Source organism: Kitasatospora sp. NPDC001603 (genome assembly GCF_040298365.1).
Classification (GTDB): Bacteria; Actinomycetota; Actinomycetes; order Streptomycetales; family Streptomycetaceae; genus Kitasatospora.
On sequence record NZ_JBEPAA010000002.1, the window covers coordinates 74,042 to 94,357 of the forward strand.

The 20,316-nt window shown below is 72.9% G+C and carries 16 protein-coding genes; 3 read left to right on the forward strand and 13 right to left on the reverse strand.

Annotated features, from left to right (window positions below):
• Positions 1-1,161 (forward strand): PLL family lectin (locus ABT263_RS01930; RefSeq protein WP_352286511.1); only part of this gene is annotated, 1,161 nt, incomplete at its 5' end.
• A 93-nt stretch (positions 1,162-1,254) separates the two neighbouring features.
• Here ABT263_RS01930 and ABT263_RS01935 read toward each other — a convergent pair.
• The 6 genes from ABT263_RS01935 to ABT263_RS01960 form a co-directional block, all read right to left on the reverse strand.
• Positions 1,255-2,100, reverse strand: coding sequence for a DeoR/GlpR family DNA-binding transcription regulator (locus ABT263_RS01935; protein WP_352286512.1), 846 nt, complete (start codon positions 2,098-2,100; stop codon positions 1,255-1,257).
• 126 nt (positions 2,101-2,226) lie between these two features.
• Positions 2,227-4,452 (reverse strand): RICIN domain-containing protein, encoded by a 2,226-nt coding sequence (locus ABT263_RS01940; protein ID WP_352286514.1) that lies wholly within the window; start codon positions 4,450-4,452, stop codon positions 2,227-2,229.
• A gap of 126 nt (positions 4,453-4,578) precedes the next feature.
• Positions 4,579-6,468 carry a DUF5107 domain-containing protein gene (locus tag ABT263_RS01945; RefSeq protein ID WP_352286516.1) on the reverse strand — a complete coding sequence of 630 codons (1,890 nt, stop codon included), beginning with the start codon at positions 6,466-6,468 and terminating at the stop codon, positions 4,579-4,581.
• Positions 6,465-7,277, reverse strand: a complete 813-nt coding sequence (locus ABT263_RS01950) for a carbohydrate ABC transporter permease (protein ID WP_352286517.1) — start codon at positions 7,275-7,277, stop codon at positions 6,465-6,467. The genes ABT263_RS01945 and ABT263_RS01950 overlap by 4 nt, the downstream gene beginning before the upstream one ends.
• A 55-nt stretch (positions 7,278-7,332) precedes the next feature.
• On the reverse strand, positions 7,333-8,292 hold the full coding sequence (locus tag ABT263_RS01955) for a carbohydrate ABC transporter permease (protein WP_352286519.1): 960 nt from the start codon (positions 8,290-8,292) through the stop codon (positions 7,333-7,335).
• Positions 8,293-8,299: 7 nt separating this feature from the next.
• Positions 8,300-9,598: an ABC transporter substrate-binding protein gene (locus ABT263_RS01960; protein WP_352286521.1), complete on the reverse strand. Its 1,299-nt coding sequence runs from the start codon at positions 9,596-9,598 to the stop codon at positions 8,300-8,302.
• Positions 9,599-9,790: 192 nt separating this feature from the next.
• Here ABT263_RS01960 and ABT263_RS01965 point away from each other — a divergent pair, with 192 nt between their 5' ends.
• Positions 9,791-11,065, forward strand: a complete 1,275-nt coding sequence (locus ABT263_RS01965) for an ROK family protein (protein WP_352286522.1) — start codon at positions 9,791-9,793, stop codon at positions 11,063-11,065.
• A gap of 136 nt (positions 11,066-11,201) precedes the next feature.
• Here ABT263_RS01965 and ABT263_RS01970 read toward each other — a convergent pair whose 3' ends face one another.
• The 7 genes from ABT263_RS01970 to ABT263_RS02000 form a co-directional block, all read right to left on the reverse strand.
• Positions 11,202-12,086: a class II fructose-bisphosphate aldolase gene (locus ABT263_RS01970; protein ID WP_352286524.1), complete on the reverse strand. Its 885-nt coding sequence runs from the start codon at positions 12,084-12,086 to the stop codon at positions 11,202-11,204.
• A gap of 31 nt (positions 12,087-12,117) precedes the next feature.
• Complete coding sequence (locus ABT263_RS01975; protein ID WP_352286526.1) at positions 12,118-13,035, reverse strand: 1-phosphofructokinase family hexose kinase; 918 nt, start codon at positions 13,033-13,035, stop codon at positions 12,118-12,120.
• Between the two features lie 58 nt (positions 13,036-13,093).
• Positions 13,094-13,978, reverse strand: coding sequence for an SIS domain-containing protein (locus tag ABT263_RS01980; RefSeq protein ID WP_352286528.1), 885 nt, complete (start codon positions 13,976-13,978; stop codon positions 13,094-13,096).
• 445 nt (positions 13,979-14,423) lie between these two features.
• Positions 14,424-15,389: an ROK family protein gene (locus ABT263_RS01985; protein ID WP_352286530.1), complete on the reverse strand. Its 966-nt coding sequence runs from the start codon at positions 15,387-15,389 to the stop codon at positions 14,424-14,426.
• 136 nt (positions 15,390-15,525) lie between these two features.
• Positions 15,526-16,425: a carbohydrate ABC transporter permease gene (locus tag ABT263_RS01990; protein ID WP_352286531.1), complete on the reverse strand. Its 900-nt coding sequence runs from the start codon at positions 16,423-16,425 to the stop codon at positions 15,526-15,528.
• Positions 16,422-17,360 carry a carbohydrate ABC transporter permease gene (locus ABT263_RS01995; protein ID WP_352286533.1) on the reverse strand — a complete coding sequence of 313 codons (939 nt, stop codon included), beginning with the start codon at positions 17,358-17,360 and terminating at the stop codon, positions 16,422-16,424. Before ABT263_RS01995 ends, ABT263_RS01990 begins: the two co-directional genes overlap by 4 nt.
• A gap of 122 nt (positions 17,361-17,482) precedes the next feature.
• Complete coding sequence (locus ABT263_RS02000; protein WP_352286535.1) at positions 17,483-18,757, reverse strand: extracellular solute-binding protein; 1,275 nt, start codon at positions 18,755-18,757, stop codon at positions 17,483-17,485.
• Positions 18,758-19,289: 532 nt separating this feature from the next.
• Here ABT263_RS02000 and ABT263_RS02005 point away from each other — a divergent pair.
• A complete protein-coding gene (locus ABT263_RS02005) occupies positions 19,290-20,177 on the forward strand; it encodes a LysR family transcriptional regulator (protein ID WP_329485510.1) in 888 nt (295 codons plus the stop codon).
• Positions 20,178-20,316: the final 139 nt, after the last annotated feature.

The following is a 20,316-nucleotide window of genomic DNA, read 5'->3' on the forward strand; positions in this document are numbered from 1 at the left end:
CTGTCGGGCCCCGGCAGCGCCGCCCCCACCGGCGGGATCGCGGCGGTGTCGCGGATCCCGGGCAGCATGGAGGTCTTCTTCGTCGGCGCCAACGGGTCGGTGCAGGACCGGTACTGGTACGAGGGCGCCGCCTGGCAGGGCTTCGAGCTGTCGGGCCCCGGCAGCGCCGCCCCCACCGGCGGGATCGCGGCGGTGTCGCGGATCCCGGGCAGCATGGAGGTCTTCTTCGTCGGCGCCAACGGCTCCGTCCAGGACCGCTACTGGTACGAGGGCGCCGCCTGGCAGGGCTTCGAACTCTCGGGCCCCGGCAGCGCGGCCAGTACCGGCGGCGTCGCGGCCGTCTCCCGGATCCCCGGGAGCATGGAGGTGTGGTTCGTCGGGCCCAACGGGTCGGTGCAGGACCGGTACTGGTACGAGGGCGCCGCCTGGCAGGGCTTCGAGCTGGCCCCGGCCGGCAGCGCCTCCACCCACACCGGCATCGCGGCGGTCTCGCGGGTCCCCGGCAGCATGGAGGTGTGGTTCGTCGGCGCCAACGGCTCGGTGCAGGACCGGTACTGGTACGAGGGCGCCACCTGGCAGGGCTTCGAGCTGTCGGGCCCCGGCAGCGCCTCGATCACCAGTGGGGTCGCGGCCGTCTCGCGGATCCCCGGGAGCATGGAGCTGTGGTTCGTCGGCGGTGACGCCTCCGTCCGGGACCACTTCTGGTACGACACGTCGAGCAAGAACTTCGACCAGGACGTCACGACCGACATCGCCGTCGGAGGCTCGGCGCACGTCGTGATGCGGCAGGACGGGTTCTACTCGTTCACCACGCACGCCCACGACAGCGGCTTCGACAACATCGACTACACCATCTCGGCCGCCGTCATGACGCCGGACGGCACGGTGTTCACCTTCCAGCGCTCCGGCCACACCGAGGGGACCGTCGCCGGACTGCCGTTCGGCACCCCGGACCGCAACGACGACTTCACCTTCGTCGGCAACAACCCGCAGATCACCGCCAAGTGGGACGGCATCCTCAACGGCACCTTCAAGGCCACCCTGGACGGCACCGACACCCTCGCGGCCGGCGTCACGGGAGCCCTGGGCGACCTGGTGAAGGCGATCGTCTCCGCGGCGGGCAAGGCTGCGGCCGAGGCGGTGATCAAGCTCGTCGCCTGAGTGTCCCGACCGCCCCGACCCGGCGGCACCGGCCCGGCTCCCGAGGGGGGAGCCGGGCCGGTGCCCCGCGTTCCGCGCCCCGGTGCCTTCCGCTCAGCGCCGGACGGCGGACGCGCCTCCGGCGGCGTCGACCACGAGCAGCGTGCCCACCCGTCTGGCGGCGGCCGCCCGCTGGGCGGCGGGCAGGTCGGTGCCGGTGACCAGGACGTCGACCTGGTCCAGGCTGCCGAAGACGGCCAGCCCGCCGCTGCTCCACCTGGAGCGGTCGGCGACGAGCACCACCCGGCGGGCGGCGTGCAGGAAGGCCCGCTGGGTGGCCGCCTCGGTGAGGTCGGCGAGGGTCAGGTCGCCCCGGCGGGTGATCCCGCGGCAGTCGAGGAGGAGGAGGTCCAGCCGGGTCGAGCGGACGGCCTGGTCGGCGATCGGGCCCACCAGGGCGCCGGAGGCCGTCCGGAGGCCGCCGGTGAGCGTGACGGCGGCGGTCGGGGCCACCCCGGGCGGACCGTCGGGGTGGGTGAAGACCCGGGCGATCCGGAGGGAGTTGGTGACGACCGCCAGGTGGTCCACGGCGGTCAGGTGCCGGGCGACGGCGTAGGCCGCCGGGCCGGCGCCGAGGCCGACGACGTCGCCCGGCCGGACCAGCGCGGCGGCGGCCCGGGCGAGCACGTCGAGGTTCGGCAGCGGGCCGGTGTCCGGCGGAACCCGGCGTCCGCCCCCGCCCCGGGCGGCCTCGGAGCGGACGGCTCCACCGCGGGTCCGGTGCAGCAGGCCCTGCTCGGCGAGCGCGCACAGGTCACGCCGGACGGTGGCGGCGGAGACGCCGAACTCGTGGGCGAGCTGGCCGGTGACGGCGGTGCCGTGCTCCCGCACACTGGTGTGGATCAGCCGGCGGCGCTGTTCCGCCAGGAGGGCCGCCGGCGGCCGGGTGTCCTGGATCATGTCGTGGGCCTCCTGGTGCACGCGTGGGGGTGGGCACCGCCGTCGTCCTCGCCGGTGTGCCGACGCCGCTCCGGCTCCGGCCCCGCAGGCTGCCGCCCGCGGGGCCGGAGCCCCGGCGGACCAGCCCTAGTTGACGGACCAGATCTGCCGGGCGGACCCGGTGTCCGGCTGCTGGGTCACCAGGGCGCCGTTGGCGGTGCCGGCGGTGGTGAGGAGCAGGCCGCTCGCCTTCGAGGCGACGGTGTAGCCGCCGCTCACCGGGGTGAGGATCCAGCGCTGGTTGGTCGCGCCCGTGCAGGCCCACTGGATGATCGGGTTGCCGGCCGCGGTGGAGCCGCCGCTGTCGTCCAGGCAGAGCGCGGACTCGCGGTTGGTGAGCCGGTAGCTGCCGTCGGACTGCCGGGCGAAGGTCCAGCTCTGGTTGGTGCCGCCGTTGGCGGTCCAGGTGACGAGCTGGGTGCCCTGGGTCTTGGAGTGGTCGGGGACGTCGAGCGCCTGGCCTCCGGTGGTGAGCGTGTGGATCCCGTCGAGTGAGCCGCCGGCGTCACCGGTGGCGGTCAGGGTCAGCACCTGGTCGGCCGCGGTGGCGCCGCCGCCGACGGGGTTGCCGGTGGTGTCGGTCCAGCTGCGGGTGGGCGTGGTGCCGGTCAGCGCGCCGGCGGCGGAGGTCATGCCGAGCACCAGCCCGCTGTAGCGGTTGACCAGCCGGAAGGCGCCGGTCGACGCGCCCGCGGCGGTCCTGCCGGGGATGACGAACCACTGCTGGCCGACGGCGGGCCCGCCCGGTCCGGCCGCGGTGACGGTCGGCGCCGTCCCCCAGGCGCGGCCGGCCTTGCCGGTGGAGCCGACGTCCAGCAGGCCGCCGGTGGCGGAGTTGACGACCCGGTAGGCGCCGTCGCCGGTGGGGGCGAAGCTCCACGACTCCAGGCCCGATCCGCCGGCGGCGGCCGTCGAGGTGGTCGCCTGGCTGCCGGAGACCTGGGCGAGCACCCGGCCGGTTCCGTTGGCGATCCGGTAGGTCTTGGCCGGGTCGACGGGCGCGGGCGCGGGGGACGAGGAGGTGATGCCGAGGTTGACGTACTCGCCGGAGGCGCCCGCCGAGCAGCCGAACGCGCAGTAGGCGCGGAAGTTCTTGCCGACGATCGTCGAGTTCGTCCGGTTCGCGCTGTCGACGAACCAGCGGTACCACGAGGCGGTGTGGTAGCTGCCGGTGTCGCCGATCGGGAACCACTTCTGGGTCGCGAGGTCGTCGGTCGCGTAGAGGTACTGCGGCGAGGTGCCGTCCTGGTTGACCGCCTGGGGCTCACCGATGTACAGGCCGAGGTAGGCGTTGTAGGTGATGTCCATGACGAAGAGCGGCGAGGTCGGCGGCATCTTCCCGGCGGCGATCTGCTGGGCCGCGGTGCCGGTGTTCGCCGGGTCGTACTCCTTGGCGACGGGGGTGTACCCCGTGCTGCTGGCCGCGTCGACCGGGACCATGTTGCTCTCCCGGCCGCCGACGCCGGGCTGCGACCACGCGCCGTCGTACCACTTCTGCCAGGAGTCGGGCGCCATCTTGGCGGACATCGGCGCCCGGGCGACGTGTTCGTAGAACGCCTTCCAGCTGCCGCCCTTGTCGACGATCCGCGAGCCGTAGTAGACGTAGAAGTAGCCGGAGGCGGTGTCCACGAAGAGCCGCGGGTCACCGTCGCCGTAGTCGTAGGTCTGGTTCGGGAAGGCGGCGGTGTCACCGCGTACGGTGCTGTACGGCGAGGTGATGACGTGGTTCCTGATGGTCCACGTCCGGCCCTGGTCGGTCGAGACCGTGTAGTCGATCGCGTCGAAGTGCAGGCCGTCCCCGAACGGCTGAGGGGTGAACTCGTTGTGCACCAGGCCGTACCAGTCGCCGGTGTCCGGGTCGACCCAGACCCCGGTGAGGTCGCAGTAGTTCTTCTGGGCGTAGCCGGAGCCGCTCGGCGCGAAGCTCGACTCCCGGCCGGTGGGGCTGTTGTTGCAGCGCCAGGTCGTGTTGTTGTTCGCGTCCTGCGGGTTGGCGGGGTTCACCGCGTCGCTGATCGCGGCGGACCTGGTGGCGGAGTCGAAGTCCGCGCCGGTGAAGAACTCCCACTCACGCGGGTCGGTGGCACCGTACAGCGCCGCGGACTGCTGGAAGTAGAAGGTGCCGTCCTTGTCGGTGTACGGGGCCGCCGTGGTGTCGGTCGGGGTGGGGTAGCGGCCGGTGGAGCCGACGCTGACGGTGTAGCCGGTGACGGCGGGGGCCGCCGACGCGGGTGGGGCCGCGAGGGCGCCGCCGGCCAGGGTGAGGGTGGCGGCCGTGAGGGTGGCCACGAGGGTTCTGGGAAGGGATGGCACGAGCACTCCTTCGGGGGTGGGGGCGTACTGCGGTGCGCGGACCCGGGGTCGGTCCGCGGCCGCGGCGGCCACGGAGGGAGGGCCGCCGCGGCTCCGCCCCGCCGGGGCGGGGCGGAGGTCGGGGGGTCAGGTCTGCGACATCCGGAAGTCGTAGACCGGCGGGACCGGCGTCCCGGGGTGGACGGCGAGCCAGAGGGTGTCCAGCGAGTCCTCGCCCTCGCGCATGTTGTCGACCTGGATGCCCTCGGCGAGCAGCCGGCGCACCCGGTCCTGGTCGCCCAGGGCGTGCGCCGCCCTCGCCTCGGCGAGGCGGATCCGGCCGTGCCGGCGGGCGCTCCCGGTCAGGCCCTCGACGACGGCCAGGGCCTGCCGGTGGCGGCCGGCCGCGGCCAGGGCGTCGAGGAACTCGACGGTGAGCTCCAGGAGGTCCGGGCGCAGCCGGAACGCGTGGGCCAGCAGGTCGGCCGACTCCTCGGGGGAGTCGGTGAGGAACGCCAGGGCGCGCAGCGCCCACGGGGTCGGCCGTTCGGCGACGGAGCGCTTCCAGGCGGTGCGGGCGGCGTCGTCCTCGCCCTCGGACAGGTACACGAGAGCGAGCTGGTGGAGCACGTGCCAGTCCGGCTCGGCGGCCTCCAGCCGTTCGCGCCAGTGGCCTCCGGTGACCGGGGCGGCCGGCGGGTCGCAGAGCGGCAGCCGGCCGGTGGCCAGCAGCTCGGCCCACGGCCGCTGTTCGGCCCGCGCGTCACCGAACGGCCGGGCGGCCGAGGCGGGCAGTGCGCCGGCCGCGATCTCCAGCGCTCCCCAGCCGGACCCCTCGCCGAGCAGTTCCGTCGGTTCGCCGAACTCCGCCACCCGGGACAGCGCGTCCTCCAGGCGGCCGGGCGGGACGAGGGCGGCCAGTGCGGCCGCGGCGGCCGCGCGGGCCGTCCCCCAGTCGCCGTGCGCGGCGGCCGGGTCGACCTCCAGCAGCCCGTAGGCCTCGACCCAGGACCAGCTCTCGCCGGCCGGCATCGGCAGGTGCTCCAGCTGGGTCCTGGCCAGGCCGGCCTGGATCTCCAGGTAGGGCGCGTCGGGACCGGAGAGCCACTCCTGCCAGTGCGCGCCGCCGGTGGCGGTGCCCCAGTGGAAGAGCTTGCGGCCGCGCAGACGGTCGGTCGAGGCCTGCACCAGGCCGGCGCCGGTGCCGTCCAGGGCGGTGATCCACCGGCGCTCGGCGTCCGGGATGTCCAGGAAGTAGTCCGCCGCGCGGGGCAGCCGGCCGGGGTAGCTGCGGTCGGCCCCGTCGTAGTCGGGGAACGGGACGTGCCGAAGGTCGGCGGTGTAGTCGAAGTGGAAGGCGTGGTCGGCGGGGCCGACCACCCTGGTTCGCCCGGTCTCGGGGACGGCGATGTTGGACCACCAGTAGACCGGGACCTCGGCGTCGTTCGGGTTCTGGACGGAGACGTGGACGTACAGCACCGGCGAGCCGGCCGGCAGCCAGGCGTCGATCTGCAGCACCAGCCGCCGCAGCCGTTCGAACTCGTACATCCGCAGCACCGGCGTGCCGTCCGCGGTGGTGGTCCGGACGGCGTGCAGCGGCTCGCAGGTGAGCGGCCAGTGCCCGGTGGTGCCGAGGTTCCACTCCACCCCGCCGGCGATCCAGGCGTCCCGCAGGGCGAGGTTGGCGGGCTGCAGGACGGGGTTGCGGTGCAGCAGTTCGCGACCGGAGGGGCGGTGCACCAGGGACCAGAGCCGGCCGCCGTAGCCGGGCAGGAAGGTGGCGGTGAGGTGCTCGTTCTCCAGGACGACGGTGGGCAGTTCACGCGTGGTGCGGGAGCGGTCGTAGCGGTCCTGCCGGGTGTAGGGCAGCAGGGTGTGCGGGCGGCCGTAGCCGAGGTTGCGGCGCATCTCGGGGTCGGTGGCCCCGGCGTCGTCGGCGGTGCGGGCGGGCAGTCCGCGCAGGATCGGGAGGCAGCCGGCGGCCGGGTCGGCCGCGCCCTCGATCCGCAGCAGGCCGGTGCGCAGGGTGGAGGTCATTTGCCGATCCCCACCGTCATGCCCTGGATGATCCGGGTGCCCAGCCAGGAGAAGAGGGCGAGCATCGGTGCGAGGATGAGGCAGACGCCGGCGAACATGGTCCCCCAGTCCATTCCGTTGAGCTGCTCGGTGGCGACGAAGTTCGCCAGCGCGACCGGCAGCGTGATCTTGTCCTCGCCGTGGTTGAGCACCAGGGCGAAGAGGGTCTCGTTCCAGGCCCCGATGACCTGGAGCAGGAAGGCGGTGATGAGTCCGCCCCGGGCGACCGGGACGATCACCTGGAGGAAGGTCCGCAGCGGCCCGGCCCCGTCGAGGGTGGCGGCCTCCTCCAGGACGGCCGGGACCCCGCTGAAGAAGCCGGTCAGCAGGTAGACGGTGAACGGCATCGCCAGGCCCACGTAGACCAGGCCGAGGCCGAGCAGGCTGTCCGTCAGGTTCACCTGGGCCAGGCCGATGAAGAGCGGCACGACCAGGACCTGCCCGGGGACGCCGAGTCCCATGGCGAAGGTCATGGTCAGCGCCGAGGAGGTGCGGGTGCGGCGCCGCGCCAGCATGTAGGCGGCGGGTGCGGCCAGGGCGACGGCCGCCACCGAGGAGAGCGCGGCGACGAGCACGCTGTTGAGCGCGGCCCGGCCGAAGCCGCCGTCGTCCAGTGCGCGCCCGTAGTTGTCCGGGTGCGGGTCGGTGGGCAGGCCGAAGGGGTGGGCGAAGATGTCGGTGCTGCCGCGCAGCGAGGTCAGGAAGACCCACAGGATGAGCAGCAGGTCGACGGCGACGACGACCCACACCACGCCTCTGGCGATCCGCATCGCAGGCCCCGCGGCTCTGTGCTTGGTACGCACGGGAGTTGCCTTTCTGAGGGGGTCAGTATTCGACGGCGGCGCGGCGCATCAGCCGGCGCAGCGCCAGCGTGATCACCCCGACCATCACCAGGCTGACCAGGGCGGCGGCGGTGGCCATGCCGAGCTGCGGCGCCGAGGTCTGCGGGAACGCCTCGGCGTAGACGTACATCGCGGTGTTCCAGGTGTCGACCGGGGGCTGGCTGGAGTTGCTGCCGCCGTACATCAGGATCAGTTCGAAGATCTTCACCGAGCTGACCGTCCAGAGCACGGCGCAGACCGAGATCACGTCCCAGGCGAGCGGCAGGGTGATGTGCCGGAACCGGCGGAAGGCGTTGGCGCCGTCCAACTCGGCTGCCTCGTAGAGGTATTCGGGGATCTGGTCGACCGCCGCCATGATGATCGCGGTGTAGTAGCCGGTGGCCGTCCAGACCAGGGTGGCGACGATCATCGGGAAGAGGTTGTCGGTGGCGAGCCACTTGGGCGGGGTCGCGGTGCCGAGCCAGTGCAGCACGGTGTTGACCGGGCCGTCGGGGGAGAACAGGAAGCCGGCCGCGATGCCGAACACCATCGCGTTCACCAGGCACGGGAAGAAGAGCACCGAGCGGGCGAACAGCCGGGCCCGCATCTCGCGCAGGACCAGGGTGAGCGCCAGGCTGATCGCGAAGGTGATCGCGCCGCCGACGAAGAGGATCTCCAGTGTGTTGACCAGGGAGGTCCGGAACGCCGCGTCCTCGAAGAGGATCCGGTAGTTCCGCAGGCCGCGCCAGTGCTTGGCGCCCATGCCGTCCCACTTGTAGAGGCTGGTCCAGGCGGCGTAGCCGATCGGGACCAGGAACAGCACGCCGTAGACGAGCAGCGCGGGGCCGACGAACGGCCAGAAGACGCGCCGGTGCTGGCGTTCCAGCGGTGAGGTGCCGGCGTTCACCGGCTGCGCGCGCCCGCCGCCGCGCACGGCGGGCGGGTCCTGGAGTGCGGTGGCCATCGTCGCCTCAGCCCTGGCTCTTCCAGAAGGAGGCCTGGTCGGACTTCATCTTCGCGACGAACTGCTCGGCGGAGGTCTTGCCGTGCCAGAGGTCGAGGAAGTTCTGGTTGAAGACCTTGGTGGGGTAGTCGCCGGCCACGCCGTCGTAGGTGAGGCGGACGGGCGCGGCGTCCAGCGCCTTCTGGATGTCGGTGAGCGCGGCCGGGGCGGGGATGTCGGAGCGCGGCGTGATGTTCCCGGCCTCGGTGGAGATCCCGGCGAGGGTCTTCTTCTGCAGGAAGTAGGCGATGAACCTCTTGGCCGCGGCGGAGTGCTTGGCCTTCTTCGGTATCGCGAAGCCGAACATCATCGAGTCCGCGTTGACGGCGCCGGGCGGCAGCATCGCGCCCATCTTCCAGTCCGCGGGGAGCTGCTTGGCCACCTCGTCGGTGACCCAGCTGCCGTCCGGGTAGAACGCGGCCTTGCCGGCGGCCCAGTTGGTCTCCTGGGCGGGGAACTTGGTGGCGTCGTAGCCGCTGATCAGGTGGCCGCCCTTCACCAGTTGCTCGGTCTGCCTGGCGGCGGTGAGCACGGCCGGGGCGTCCCAGCCCGCGCCGGACGGGTCGGAGCTCAGCGCGCTGAAGCCGACCCCGCCGGCGGACAGCAGGTAGTCCAGGATCAGGCCGTTCTCCCAGGCGAGTTCGCCGTCGGTGGCCAGACAGGCCCGGCCCCTGGCCTTGAGCGCGTCGCAGACCTTGAGGAAGTCGGCCCAGCTGGCCGGCGGGCTCGGCATGGCGGCGGCGATGTCGGGGTCGGCCGTGTTGTAGAAGAGGGCGCCCGAGGAGATCTCGTACGGGATCACGTAGTGGTTCCTGCCGTCCGGGTCCTTGGGCAGGGCGTCCAGGTACTTCGCGGGGACGACGTCGGACACCTTCCTGCCCTCGCCGGGCACCTCCATGCCGAGGACGTCGGACAGGTCGAGCGCCTGGCCGGCCTGGGCGGTCGCCCCGTAGACGCCGTCGGCGCCCTGGTCCCACAGGTCGGGGGCCTGGTTGGTGGCGATCGCCGGGCCGATCTTCTTCTTGACGTCGCGTCCGGCCCAGGTGATGTCGACCTTGATGCCGGTGTCGGTCTGGAACTGGTCGATCGCCGCCTTGATCACCTTGGCCTGGGCCTCGTCGGCCCGCCACATCGACCAGTAGGCGAAGCTGCCGGACGAGCCGCCGGCCGTGCTCTCGGAGCCGCTGCCGCAGGCGGTGGCGGTCAGGGCCAGCACCGCCACGGTGGCGGTGCCGAGGACCCGGGTGGTGGTCGAGGTTCTGCCCATCGTGTGATTCCTCTCCAGGGGACAAGCGGTGGAGGGGGCCTGGGGGGAAGGCCGCACCCTCGGGCTTGTTAGTTCGGCTAGTGTCTGAACTAAGGTGGGTATTGTCAAGGTCCAGCGCCGGCAAGGCCGTTATTCCGATCGCCGCGACAACTACCATGGGCGCCGTCGGCACCCTCGGGAACAGGAGAGACAGTGCAGGAAGCACGGGGCAGTGGCACCACCGGGGCCGCCGGCATCATGGCGGGCTACCCCGACGCCGCCGACAAGGGGTCCATGCGCCGCAACAACCTGGGCCTGGTGCTGCGCCTGCTGAGGGAGAGCGGCGAGCAGTCGCGCACCCGGATCGCCGCCGTCGCCGGGCTGCCGAAGGCCACCGTCTCGGTGCTGGTCACCGAGCTGATCCAGCGCGGCCTGGCCCGCGAGGGCGAGCTGGACCGGGCGGGCGCGGTGGGCCGCCCGCACCGCATGGTCACGCTCGACGGGCGCTGGGTCTGCGGGGTCGGCGCCGAGCTGGGCGTCGATCACATCACCGTGCTGGCGGTGGATCTGAGCGGCACCGTCGTCCACGAGCGGCGGCGCGGGATCGACCTGCCGGAGCTGAGCCCGCAGGAGACGCTGCACGAGGTCGCGGGGATGGTCCGCGCCTGTCTGCGCGAGATCGGCGCCCGGGGGATGAGCGCGGCGGGCGTCACCCTGGTCACCCAGGGCGAGGTCGACGCTGGGTCGGGCACCGTCCTGGTGGCCACCAACTTCGGCTGGCGCGACGTGCCGGCCGCCGCCGAACTGCGCGCGCGGCTCGGCCCGGCCGCCCCGCCCGTCCTGCTCGCGAACGACGCCGAGTCCGGGGCACTGGCCGAGTACCTCCGCGCGGCCGCCGACGACGTCCGCGAACTGGTCTACGTCACCGGCGGGATCGGCGTCGGCGGCGCCAGCCTCTCCGGCGGCAAGCTGCTGCGCGGCTCCGAGATCGGGCACATGCACGTCGACCGCCGGGAGCGCCCCTGCGCCTGCGGCCGGACGGGCTGCTGGGAGACCGCGGTGGGCCTGCAGGCCTTCCTGGACGCGGCCGCCGACCGCACCGACCGGGTGCACGACCGGTCGGTCGACCTCGCGCAGCGCCTGGACGAGCTGCTGGCGCGGGCCGACCGGGGCGAGCCGCGGACGCTGGCTGCGCTGGCCCTGATCGCGGACGACCTGGCCCTCGGGCTGGGCATCCTGGTGGACGTGCTGAACCCGCCGAGGATCGTCCTCGGCGGGTACTTCGCGGTCTTCGGCCGCTATCTGGTCGACGCCGTGCAGCGGGTGCTCGACGAGCGCCGGATCAGGCCCACCGCCGAGCGCGTCGTGGTGGCCGCCTCCACCCTCGGGCTCTCCAACGCGGCTCAGGGCGGGGCGTATCTGACCCTGGAGGGCATCTTCCTCGACCCGACGAGCGCGCCGGAGCGCCGGGTGGACGCGGGCGCCTGAGGAGGCCGGTGCGGGGAAGCACGCCGAGGGGCCGCGACGGCCTGCCCGGCCGGCGCGGCCCTGTCCGGTGCGCCATTCCGCGCGGTTCCGCCGGCCCGGGCCCGCGGGACCGGCGGGCCGGGCCGGCCGCCGCCCGTCAGCCGCTGGAGACCGGGACGCCGCCCCGGTCCGCCGCGCCGACGGTCGTCAGGAGCTGGGCGGTGGTGTCGGTGACGGCCTCGCGGCCGGCCGCGAGGTAGTGCCGCGGGTCCACGCCGTTGGGGTCGCCGCGCAGGTGGGACCGGATCGCGCCGGTCATGGCGATGCTCAGGGCGGTGCCGATGTTGACCTTGCTGATGCCGACCCGGATCGCGCGCTGGAGTTCCGGGTCGCTGACGCCGGAGGAGCCGTGCAGGACCAGGGGGAGGTCCAGGGCGTGGTGCAGCGCGGCGAGCAGGGTGTGGTCGATCGTCGCGTCGCGGGTGGTCATGGCGTGCGAGCTGCCGACGGCGACGGCGAGCGCGTCGATGCCGGTCTCGGCCACGAAGCGCCGGGCCTCGTCGGGATCGGTGCGGGCCCCGGGGGCGTGGGCGCTCAGCGGCCCGGTGCCGTCCTTGCCGCCCACCTCGCCGAGTTCGGCCTCCAGCCAGAGGCCGTTGGCGTGGGCCCAGTCGGCGGCCCGGCGGGTGGCGGCGACGTTCTCCCCGTAGGACAGGTGCGCGGCGTCGAACATGGCGGAGCTGAATCCGCAGTCCGCGGCCTCGCGGAGCAGCGCCTCGCTCTTCACGTGGTCGAGGTGGAGTGCCACCCGGGCGCCGCTGCGGCGCGCGGCGCTGACGGCGGCCGCGGCTATCGGGTGCGGGCGGCCGCCGTGGAACTTCACGGCGTTCTCGCTCACCTGGAGGATGACCGGCTCCCCGGTGGCCTCGGCGGCGGCGACGACGGCCTCGATGTGTTCCAGGGTGATGACGTTGAACGCGGCGACGGCGCCGCGCCGGGCGGCGGCTTCGGCGACCAGTTCGCCCGTGGTGCTGAGAGGCATGGCGGACCCTTCTCGGGGTGAGGGTGGGTGGTCAGGCCGGGACGACCTGGACCTGGGGGACCAGACGCCGGTAGCCGTCGCGGTCGAACATGCCGGCGTAGCGGGCCTGGACGGTGGCGGCCGACAGCGCGACGGCCCGGGTCAGCGCGACCGGCAGCGGGGTGTGCTCGGCGAGGCCGACGGCGAGGGCGGCCACCACGGAGTCCCCGGCTCCGGTGGGGTTGCCGCTGATGCCGGCGTCCGTCGGGAGGAAGGCCCGCCAGGCCCCGGCCGGGTCGACGGCCAGCAGGCCGTCCGGCCCGAGGGAGGCGACGACCGTTCCGGCGCCCGCCCGCACGAGCGCCCGGGCGGCCGTCGGCGGATCGTCCGTCCCGGTGGCCTCCCGCAGTTCGGCGCCGTTCGGTTTGATGATCGTCGGCCGGGCGTCGAGGGCTTCGGTGAGCGCCGGGCCGGCGGCGTCGAGGATCACCGGGACACCCCGGTCGCGGGCGAGCCGCACCAACGCGGCGTAGCCGCCGGGCGGAACGCCCCGGGGCAGGCTGCCGGACAGCACCAGGGCCCGGGCGGCCGGCACCAGGCTCGCCACCCCCGCGCGGAGCGCGGTCCACTGGAGCGCGGACAGCTCCGGCCCGGGTTCGTTGAGCATCGTGGCGTCCCCGTCGTGCACGACGGCGATCGTCCGCCGGGTCGCCGCGCCGGTGAGCGGGATCGCCAGATGGACGATCCCCGACCGGTCGAGGTCGGCCTTGACGGCGCTCCCCGCGGCCCCGCCGAGCGGCAGGACCGCCGTGGTCCGCCGCCCCAGGGCGTGCAGCACCCGGGCCACGTTGACGCCCTTGCCGCCGGCCTGCTCGTGGACGGTCTCCACGCGGTGGCTCTCGTGCGGCCGCAGCGCGGCGAGGGTGTAGGTGATGTCGAGCGCCGGGTTGGGCGTGACGGTCACGATCACGACGGCTGCCTCCCTGCCGCTGCGGTACGCCCGGCCGCGGGGAGCTGGACGGTGGGGGTCACGCGTCGGCGAGGATCACGGAGCGCGTCAGGTTGCGCGGCTGGTCGGGGTCGAGGCCCCTGGCCGCCGCGACGGCGACGGCGAGGCGGTGCACGCGGACCAGCTCGGCCAGCGGGTCGAGCCGGCCCTCGATCCAGTGGGCACCGGTCGAGTCGACCTGCTCGGCGAGGCCGACCGGGGCGTCGCCGAGCATCCAGGTGGCGGTGGACGGCGCGGCGATGCTGATCGGGCCGTGGCGGTACTCCATGGCCGGGTACGACTCGGTCCAGGCGAGGGCCGCCTCGCGCATCTTCAGCGCGGCCTCGTTGGCCAGGCCGACCGTCCAGCCGCGCCCCAGGAAGGTGAACTGGCCGCACTCGACCAGGCCGGCCGGCAGGGGCTCCGCCAGGGCGCGGCGGGCGTCCTCCTCCACCGCCTCGGTGTGCAGGCCCAGGTGCGCGCGCAGGAACGTCAGCGCGGTGGTGGCGAAGCGCGTCTGCACGACGGACCGCTCGTCGGCGAAGTCCAGGACGACGACGTCGTCCGCGGCCGACATGACGGGCGTGTTCGGATCCGCCGTGATCGCACTGGTCCGGACCTTTCCGCGCAGGCCGTCGAGCAGTTCCAGTACCTCGGTCGTGGTGCCGGAGCGGGTGAGTGCGATCACGCGGTCGTAGGAGCGGCCGGTCGGGAACTCGGACGCGGCGAACGCGTCGGTCACGCCCTGGCCGCCCGACTCGCGCAGGGCGGCGTAGGCCTGGCCCATGAAGTACGACGTCCCGCACCCGACGACGGCGACCCGCTCGCCTGCTCCGGGCAGGGCGGGGTGGCCGGCCGCGGCCAGGGCCGCCGCGCGCGCCCAGCACTGCGGCTGGTCGGCGATCTCTGCCTCTACGTGCGTCATTGCTGACCCCTCTCAAGATCATCTGATGAAAGCTGAGCTAGATGATGCACATTTAAGCATCTTCAAGCATGTGATACCAGGGTGGTGCGGCCCGATGCCGACTTTGAAGTGCGCATGCAGAAGTTCCCTCGCGATCGGCCTCGACCGACCGTCCGACGGATCAACCTCGGGGAATGGCGCGTGAGCTGGGGCGATCACCCGGGCGTGGAGCGGGGAGCGATCGCCGAACGACGCCGTTCGCCGTCTCGGAGGGCGTGATCGCCCATGAGTCAAGAGTGAGAGTTTGCGACAGTATTGATCGCAGATTCCCCTAGGATCCGGGCGCGCGCCCGCGGACCCCCGCGGGGCCGCGCCGGGTCCTGCCGGACGAGCGGTGCGGGCGGGGGCGGTGCGGGGGGCCGACGGGGGCCGGAGGGGCCGGAGGGGTGCCGGTACGGCGGCCCGGTCAGTGACGGCCGGGAGCGCCCAGCGCTGTTCCCAGCCGGTCCACCGTGTCCCAGGCGTGCAGCCCGGCGCCGAGGCAGCCCGCCTCGTCGCCCAGCGCGGCGGCCACCAGGCGGGGGCGCCGGTGGAACGTCAGTCTCCGGTCGAGGCCGGCCCGCAGCGGGTCCAGCAGCAGGCCGGCCGACTCGGCGAGCCCGCCGCCGAGGACGACGACCTCGGGGGCGAGCAGCGTCACGGCGGTGGTGAGCGCGGTCGCCAGCCCGTGGACGGCGCGCTGCCAGACGGCCAGGGCGGCCTCGTCCCCCTCGGCGAGCAGGGCGGCGACCTCGGCGGCGCCGTGGACGGGCCGGCCGGTGCGGGCGCTGTAGGCCGCGGCGATGCCCGCCGCGGAGGCGATGGTCTCCAGGCAGCCCCGGGCGCCGCAGGGGCACGGCCGGCCGTCCGGTTCGACGACGAGGTGGCCGAGCTCGCCCGCGTAGCCGCCGGCGGTCAGCAGCCGGCCGTCGTGGACGATCGCGGCCGAGATACCGGTGCCGATCGCGACGAACAGCGCGTCCCGGGCGCCCCGCGCGGCGCCCAGCCGGACCTCCGCCAGGCCGCCGGCCCGTACGTCGTGGCCCAGCGTGACCGGCAGTCCGGTGCGTTCTTCGAGCAGGGCGGCCAGCGGCAGGTCGCGCCAGCCGAGGTTGGCGGCGTAGACGGCCACGGCCCGCTCGGCGTCGACGATGCCGGGGACGACCACCCCGGCCCGGCGGACGGTGAGGCCGAGGTCCGCGGCCTGGCCGGCGAGGGACCGCAGGGCCGCCGTGACGGCGTCGACGACGGCCTCGGGCCCGGCCGCCCGGGGCGTGCGGCGCCGCTCGGTGAGCAGGACGCCCGACCGCCGGTCGACCAGCGCCCCCTTCATCCCGGTGCCGCCCACGTCCAGGGCGATGACGCACTCGTCGGGCCGGGCGTGCTCAGCCATCGCGCGCCTCCGATGCGATGGGGTGACGGGCTCTCGTACTGCTCTCGGGCACGGTGGGCTCCCTGGTGCTCGGGGGGTGGTCACAGCGGCCTGCCGACCGCCGGTCCTCGACGGTCGGCGGGTGCGGGCCGGCGGGCTACTTCACGGATCCGGCGGTCAGTCCGGAGACGACCTGGCGCTCGATGAAGGCGAAGAGCACCACGACCGGGAGGATGGCGACGATCGACCCGGCGAACAGGAAGTTCCACTGCACGGTGTAGTTGCCGACGAAGCTGTTGATGCCGACGGTGAGCGGCTGGCTGTCGGGCACGGTGGACAGGGTCAGGCCCATCACGAACTCGTTCCAGGCCGCGATGAAGGTGAAGATCACGGCGGTGACGACCCCGGGCAGCGCGAGCGGGAGCGTGACGCGCAGGAGCGCCTTGAACCGGCTCAGACCGTCGATCATGGCCGCCTCCTCCAGCGCCACCGGGATGGAGCCGATGTAGGCGCTGAGGATCCAGATCGCGAACGCCAGGTTGAAGGCGGCGTTGCAGAGGATCAGCGTCCAGACCGAGTTGAGCATGTCCAGCTGGTAGAACTCGCGGTAGAGGCCCACCAGGAGCGACGTCGGCTGGAACATCTGGGTGACCAGCACGAGCAGCAGGAAGAGCTTGCGTCCGCGGAAGGTCATCCGGGCCGTGTAGTAGGCGGCGGGCAGCGCCACCAGCAGGACCAGCACGGTGGACCCGCCGGCCACCAGCAGGGTGACGCGCAGGTTCGAGCCGAGGTTGGACTCCCGCCAGACGTCGACGAAGTTGGACCAGGCGAAGTGCTCCGGGAGGTAGGTGTTGTCGCGCAGCTCGTCGGCGGGGCGCAGCGCGGTGATCACCATCTGCGCGTAGGGCAGCAGGAAGACGGCGGCCAGCAGCCAGGCGGTGGCCGCGACGACCACGGTCCGGGGGCGCAGGCGCCGTGCGGCCGGCGGCGCGGCCGGGGCGGCGGGCCGGCGCCGGCGCTGCGCGGTACGGGGCTCGGTGAGGGTCTGCTGGGTCATCGGTTCTCCTCCTCGTTCCAGCGGCTGACCTTGAGGAAGAGCAGCACCATGACGACGACCAGGGCGAAGTTGACGACGGACATGGCCGCGCTCTCGCCGATGTCGGTGTTCTTCAGCTGGTACATGAAGACCGTGGTGGTGGCGGTGTCGCTGCTCGGCCCGCCCTGCGTCATGCCCCAGATGATGGGGAAGGAGTTGAAGACGTTGATCAGGTTGATGACGACACCGACGAGGAAGGCCGGGCGCAGCAGCGGCAGGGTGATCAGGCGGTAGGTGCGCCAGGTGCCGGCGCCGTCGACCTCCGCCGCCTCGTAGAGCTCCGCGGGCACGGTCTGCAGACCGGCGAGCAGGGTGTAGGTGGTGAAGGGGAGCGAGACGAAGACCGCCACGAACATCATCCACGGCCAGGCGGTGGACGGGTCGCCGAGCCAGTCCTTGGGGCCGTCGATGATCCCGAGGTCGACCATCGCGGTGTTGAGGACGCCGGCGGTCTGGTTGAGCATCCACTTGAAGCCGATGGCGGTCATCAGGACGGACGCCGCCCAGGGCGCGATCAGCGCCCAGCGGGTGAGGCGGCGGCCGGGGAACTGCTGGTTGAACAACTGGGCGAGGGCCAGTGAGGCGACCATGGTGATGCTGACGACGACCACGGTCCAGACGACGGTGGCGGTCAGGACGTGTCCGAGGTCGGTCTCGTCGAAGAGCTTGCGGTACTTGTCGAAGCCGGCCGAGCCGCGGACGAAGCCGCTGGTGCTGATCCGCTGGAACGAGGTGTGGACCATCTCGTAGACGGGCCACAGGACGACGGCGATGATCAGCAGGACGGCGGGGCCGATCCAGGGGAGCGGGCCGAGGCGGTCGAGGCCGCGTCGGCGGGAGGGCTTCGGGCCGGGGGCCGGCCCGGCCGCCTTGGTGCGGGAGGGGTTGAGGGACACCGGAGGCGCCTTCCGTGCGCGTGCGGCCTGGGTGCCGCACGGAGCGGGACGGTGGTGGTGCGGGGGGCGGCGGCGCTGAGTCAGGGCGGTCCGCCGCCCCCGCGGTCGGGGGGCCGGGGCGCCTACTTGGTGTCGGCGGCCGCGGCTTCGGCCTTCTTCTGCAGGTCGCCCAGCACCTTGGCCGGGTCCTCCTTGACGGCGGTGCCGATGGTCTTCTTCATCTCGGCGGAGACGGTGTCCCAGCTGGTCTTGCCGAGCGGGTAGAACTTGGCCTGCGGGAGCAGCGCGAAGAACGGCTCCAGGTCCTTGTGCCTGCCGCTGGCCGTCATCTCGGTCAGGGTGTCCTGGGTGACGGGCATGAGGTTGTAGAGCTCGTCGAACTTCAGCGTGTTCTCCTTGGAGTACGCGAAGTCCAGGAACTGCTTGATCTGCTCCTTGTGGCCGTTCTTCTTGAAGGCCATCGTCCAGTCGGCCACGCCGAGGGTGGACTTGAGCGCGCCGTCCTTGCCGGGGATCGGTGCGACGCCGTAGTCGACCTTGCCGTCGGCGGCCATCTGGATCAGGGACGGGTGGCCGTTGAGCATGGCGGCCTTGCCCGCGGCGAAGTCCGCGAAGGCGGTCTTGCGGTCGGTGGTGGCCGGGTTGGCGTAGGTCAGGCCGGGGTCGACCAGGTTGGTCTTCAGCCACTTGAAGGTGTCGACGTTGGCCGCGCTGTCGAGCGTGTAGTTGCCCGAATCGTCGGTGATGGCACCGCCGTTGCCGAACTCCCACATCGCGCTCTCGCCCTGGGCCTCCTCCGGGCCGAGGGGGAGCGCGTACGGGGTGACGCCGGGGACCTTGGCCTTGATCAGCTCGGCGTCCTTCTTGACGTCGTCCCAGCTCTTGGGGGCCTCGGTGATGCCGGCCTGGGTGAACAGGGCCTTGTTGTAGAAGAACGCGCGGGCCGAGGAGACGAACGGTATGCCGTACTGGACGCCGTTGACCTCGCCGGCCGAGGCGAAGGTGGAGATGAGGTTGGCCTTGGTGGCCATCGAGATGACGTCGTCGGCCTTGTAGAGCAGGTCGTCCGTGACCTTGTCGGCGTACCCGCCGGTCTGCAGGATGTCGGGCTCGTTGCCGCTCTGGATCATCGTCTTGACCTGCTTGTCGATGTCGTTCCAGTTCACGACCTGGACATCGACCTTGATCTTGGGGTTGGCGGCCTGGAAGCGCTGGGCGACGTCGTCCCAGTAGGCCTTGGAGCTGTTGCTCGCCTTGTCCCCGTAGTCGGCCGCCACCAGCTTGAGGGTGACCGTGCCGTCCGCTGACGCGCTGTCGCCGCCGCTGCTGCCGCAGGCGGTGAGGGCGAGCGCGCCGACCGTACAGGCGGACAGGAGCGTGAGCGCGCGGTTCTTCATGGGAGACCTCCTCTGGCCCCGGGGGCGATGCCGGGTGCCGGACGTGTTCTTCGAGCCACGGAACGTCGCATCCGGGCTGCTGGGAGGACCGTCGTCAGACCTGCTCGACCGACGGAGAGACTGCGACTTGCTGCGCGAATATGCGCAAATCTAGCAGCAATGAATCATCTTGTGGCGTCTTCTGATGGCTCAGTGTTCATCAGCCGTTCGAGCCGGTCCAGCCCCGTTGCCAGACCGTTGTCAATGCGACACCCACTATCGACCCTTGACGTGTCATCGCGATACACCCCGTGACGAGTCAGCTGCACTGCGCGCCCATGCTCGGAAATCGACCCGAAGAATCACAATCAATCACGCCAAGCGGCCCCGCGTCGTCGTCGCCGGGAGGGGCCTCGACGGCGCGTCCGCCCGCTCCCGGAACCGTCGGTCCGAGGCCCCTCGGCGGCGGCCGCCCGTCATACCGGCCAGGGGGCGGGCGCCGTAGACTTCGCGGCGATCGGAAGATCGGCACGGGGAACATCGGGGGACGCTGGTGGAGCTGCGGGACATCGAGATCTTTCTGGCGCTGGCCGAGGAACTGCACTTCGGCCGGACCGCCGAGCGGCTGCACATCTCCCCGGCCCGGGTCAGCCAGGCCATCAGGAAGCAGGAGCGCAGCGTCGGCGCGATGCTGTTCGAGCGCACCAGCCGGACGGTGCGGCTGACCGAGGTCGGCCGGCAGCTGCGGGACGACCTGCGGCCGTGCTACCAGGGCCTCCAGGACTCGCTGGAGCGCGCGCGGATGGCCGCCCAGGGGGTGAGCGGGCGGCTGCGGGTCCTGATGATGCCGTTCAACGTCGGCGACCTGCACGTGTACTGGAAGACGTTCCGCAAGCGCCACCCCCAGTGGGAGCTGCAGGTCCGGCTGTCGGTCCTGGACGACCCGTTCGGCAAGCTGCGCGACGGCGAATGCGACGTCTTCGTCGCCTGGCTCCCCGTCGAGGAGCCCGATCTGACCGTCGGCCCCACCCTGTTCACCGATCCGCGCATCCTCGCCGTGGCGGCGGACCACCCGCTCGGCGGCCGGTCGTCGGTCCGGCTCGAGAACCTCGCCGACTTCCCGCAGGGCAGCGGCCGGATCGGACTGGACTACTGGGAGGAGGGGTACCTGCCCTTCACCACCCCCAAGGGCCGCCCGATCGAGCGCGCGTACCAGGTGACGCACTCCTCCGAACTGATCGACCTGGTCGCCATGGGCGACATCGTCCAGCCCTTCCCGAGCCACGTCACCCGGTACTGGGGCATGCCCGACGTCCGCTGGCTGCCGATCACCGACCTCGCCCCGCTCTCCTTCGCCCTCGTGTGGCGCACGGAGGCGGAGGACGACGCCATCCGCGCCCTCGCCGCCACCGTCCGCGACCTCGGCGTGTTCGCCTTCTAGGGCCCGCCCGGCGGACCGGTCGGGCGGGTGGTCCGCCGGACGCCCGGAGCGCCTCGGGGCGCCGGGAACCGGGCGACGTACTCGGCGAAGGGCGGGACGCTTTCTGGGGTCCGCGTCACGCCGTCCGCCTCACGCCTTC

Coding starts and splice junctions, on each gene's coding strand:
- ABT263_RS01935 (WP_352286512.1), bottom strand. CDS start 2,100: ATGATCCAGGACACCCGGCCGCCGGCGGCCCTCCTGGCGGAACAGCGC.
- ABT263_RS01945 (WP_352286516.1), bottom strand. CDS start 6,468: ATGACCTCCACCCTGCGCACCGGCCTGCTGCGGATCGAGGGCGCGGCC.
- ABT263_RS01950 (WP_352286517.1), bottom strand. CDS start 7,277: ATGCGGATCGCCAGAGGCGTGGTGTGGGTCGTCGTCGCCGTCGACCTG.
- ABT263_RS01955 (WP_352286519.1), bottom strand. CDS start 8,292: ATGGCCACCGCACTCCAGGACCCGCCCGCCGTGCGCGGCGGCGGGCGC.
- ABT263_RS01960 (WP_352286521.1), bottom strand. CDS start 9,598: ATGGGCAGAACCTCGACCACCACCCGGGTCCTCGGCACCGCCACCGTG.
- ABT263_RS01970 (WP_352286524.1), bottom strand. CDS start 12,086: ATGCCTCTCAGCACCACGGGCGAACTGGTCGCCGAAGCCGCCGCCCGG.
- ABT263_RS01980 (WP_352286528.1), bottom strand. CDS start 13,978: ATGACGCACGTAGAGGCAGAGATCGCCGACCAGCCGCAGTGCTGGGCG.
- ABT263_RS01985 (WP_352286530.1), bottom strand. CDS start 15,389: ATGGCTGAGCACGCCCGGCCCGACGAGTGCGTCATCGCCCTGGACGTG.
- ABT263_RS01990 (WP_352286531.1), bottom strand. CDS start 16,425: ATGACCCAGCAGACCCTCACCGAGCCCCGTACCGCGCAGCGCCGGCGC.
- ABT263_RS02000 (WP_352286535.1), bottom strand. CDS start 18,757: ATGAAGAACCGCGCGCTCACGCTCCTGTCCGCCTGTACGGTCGGCGCG.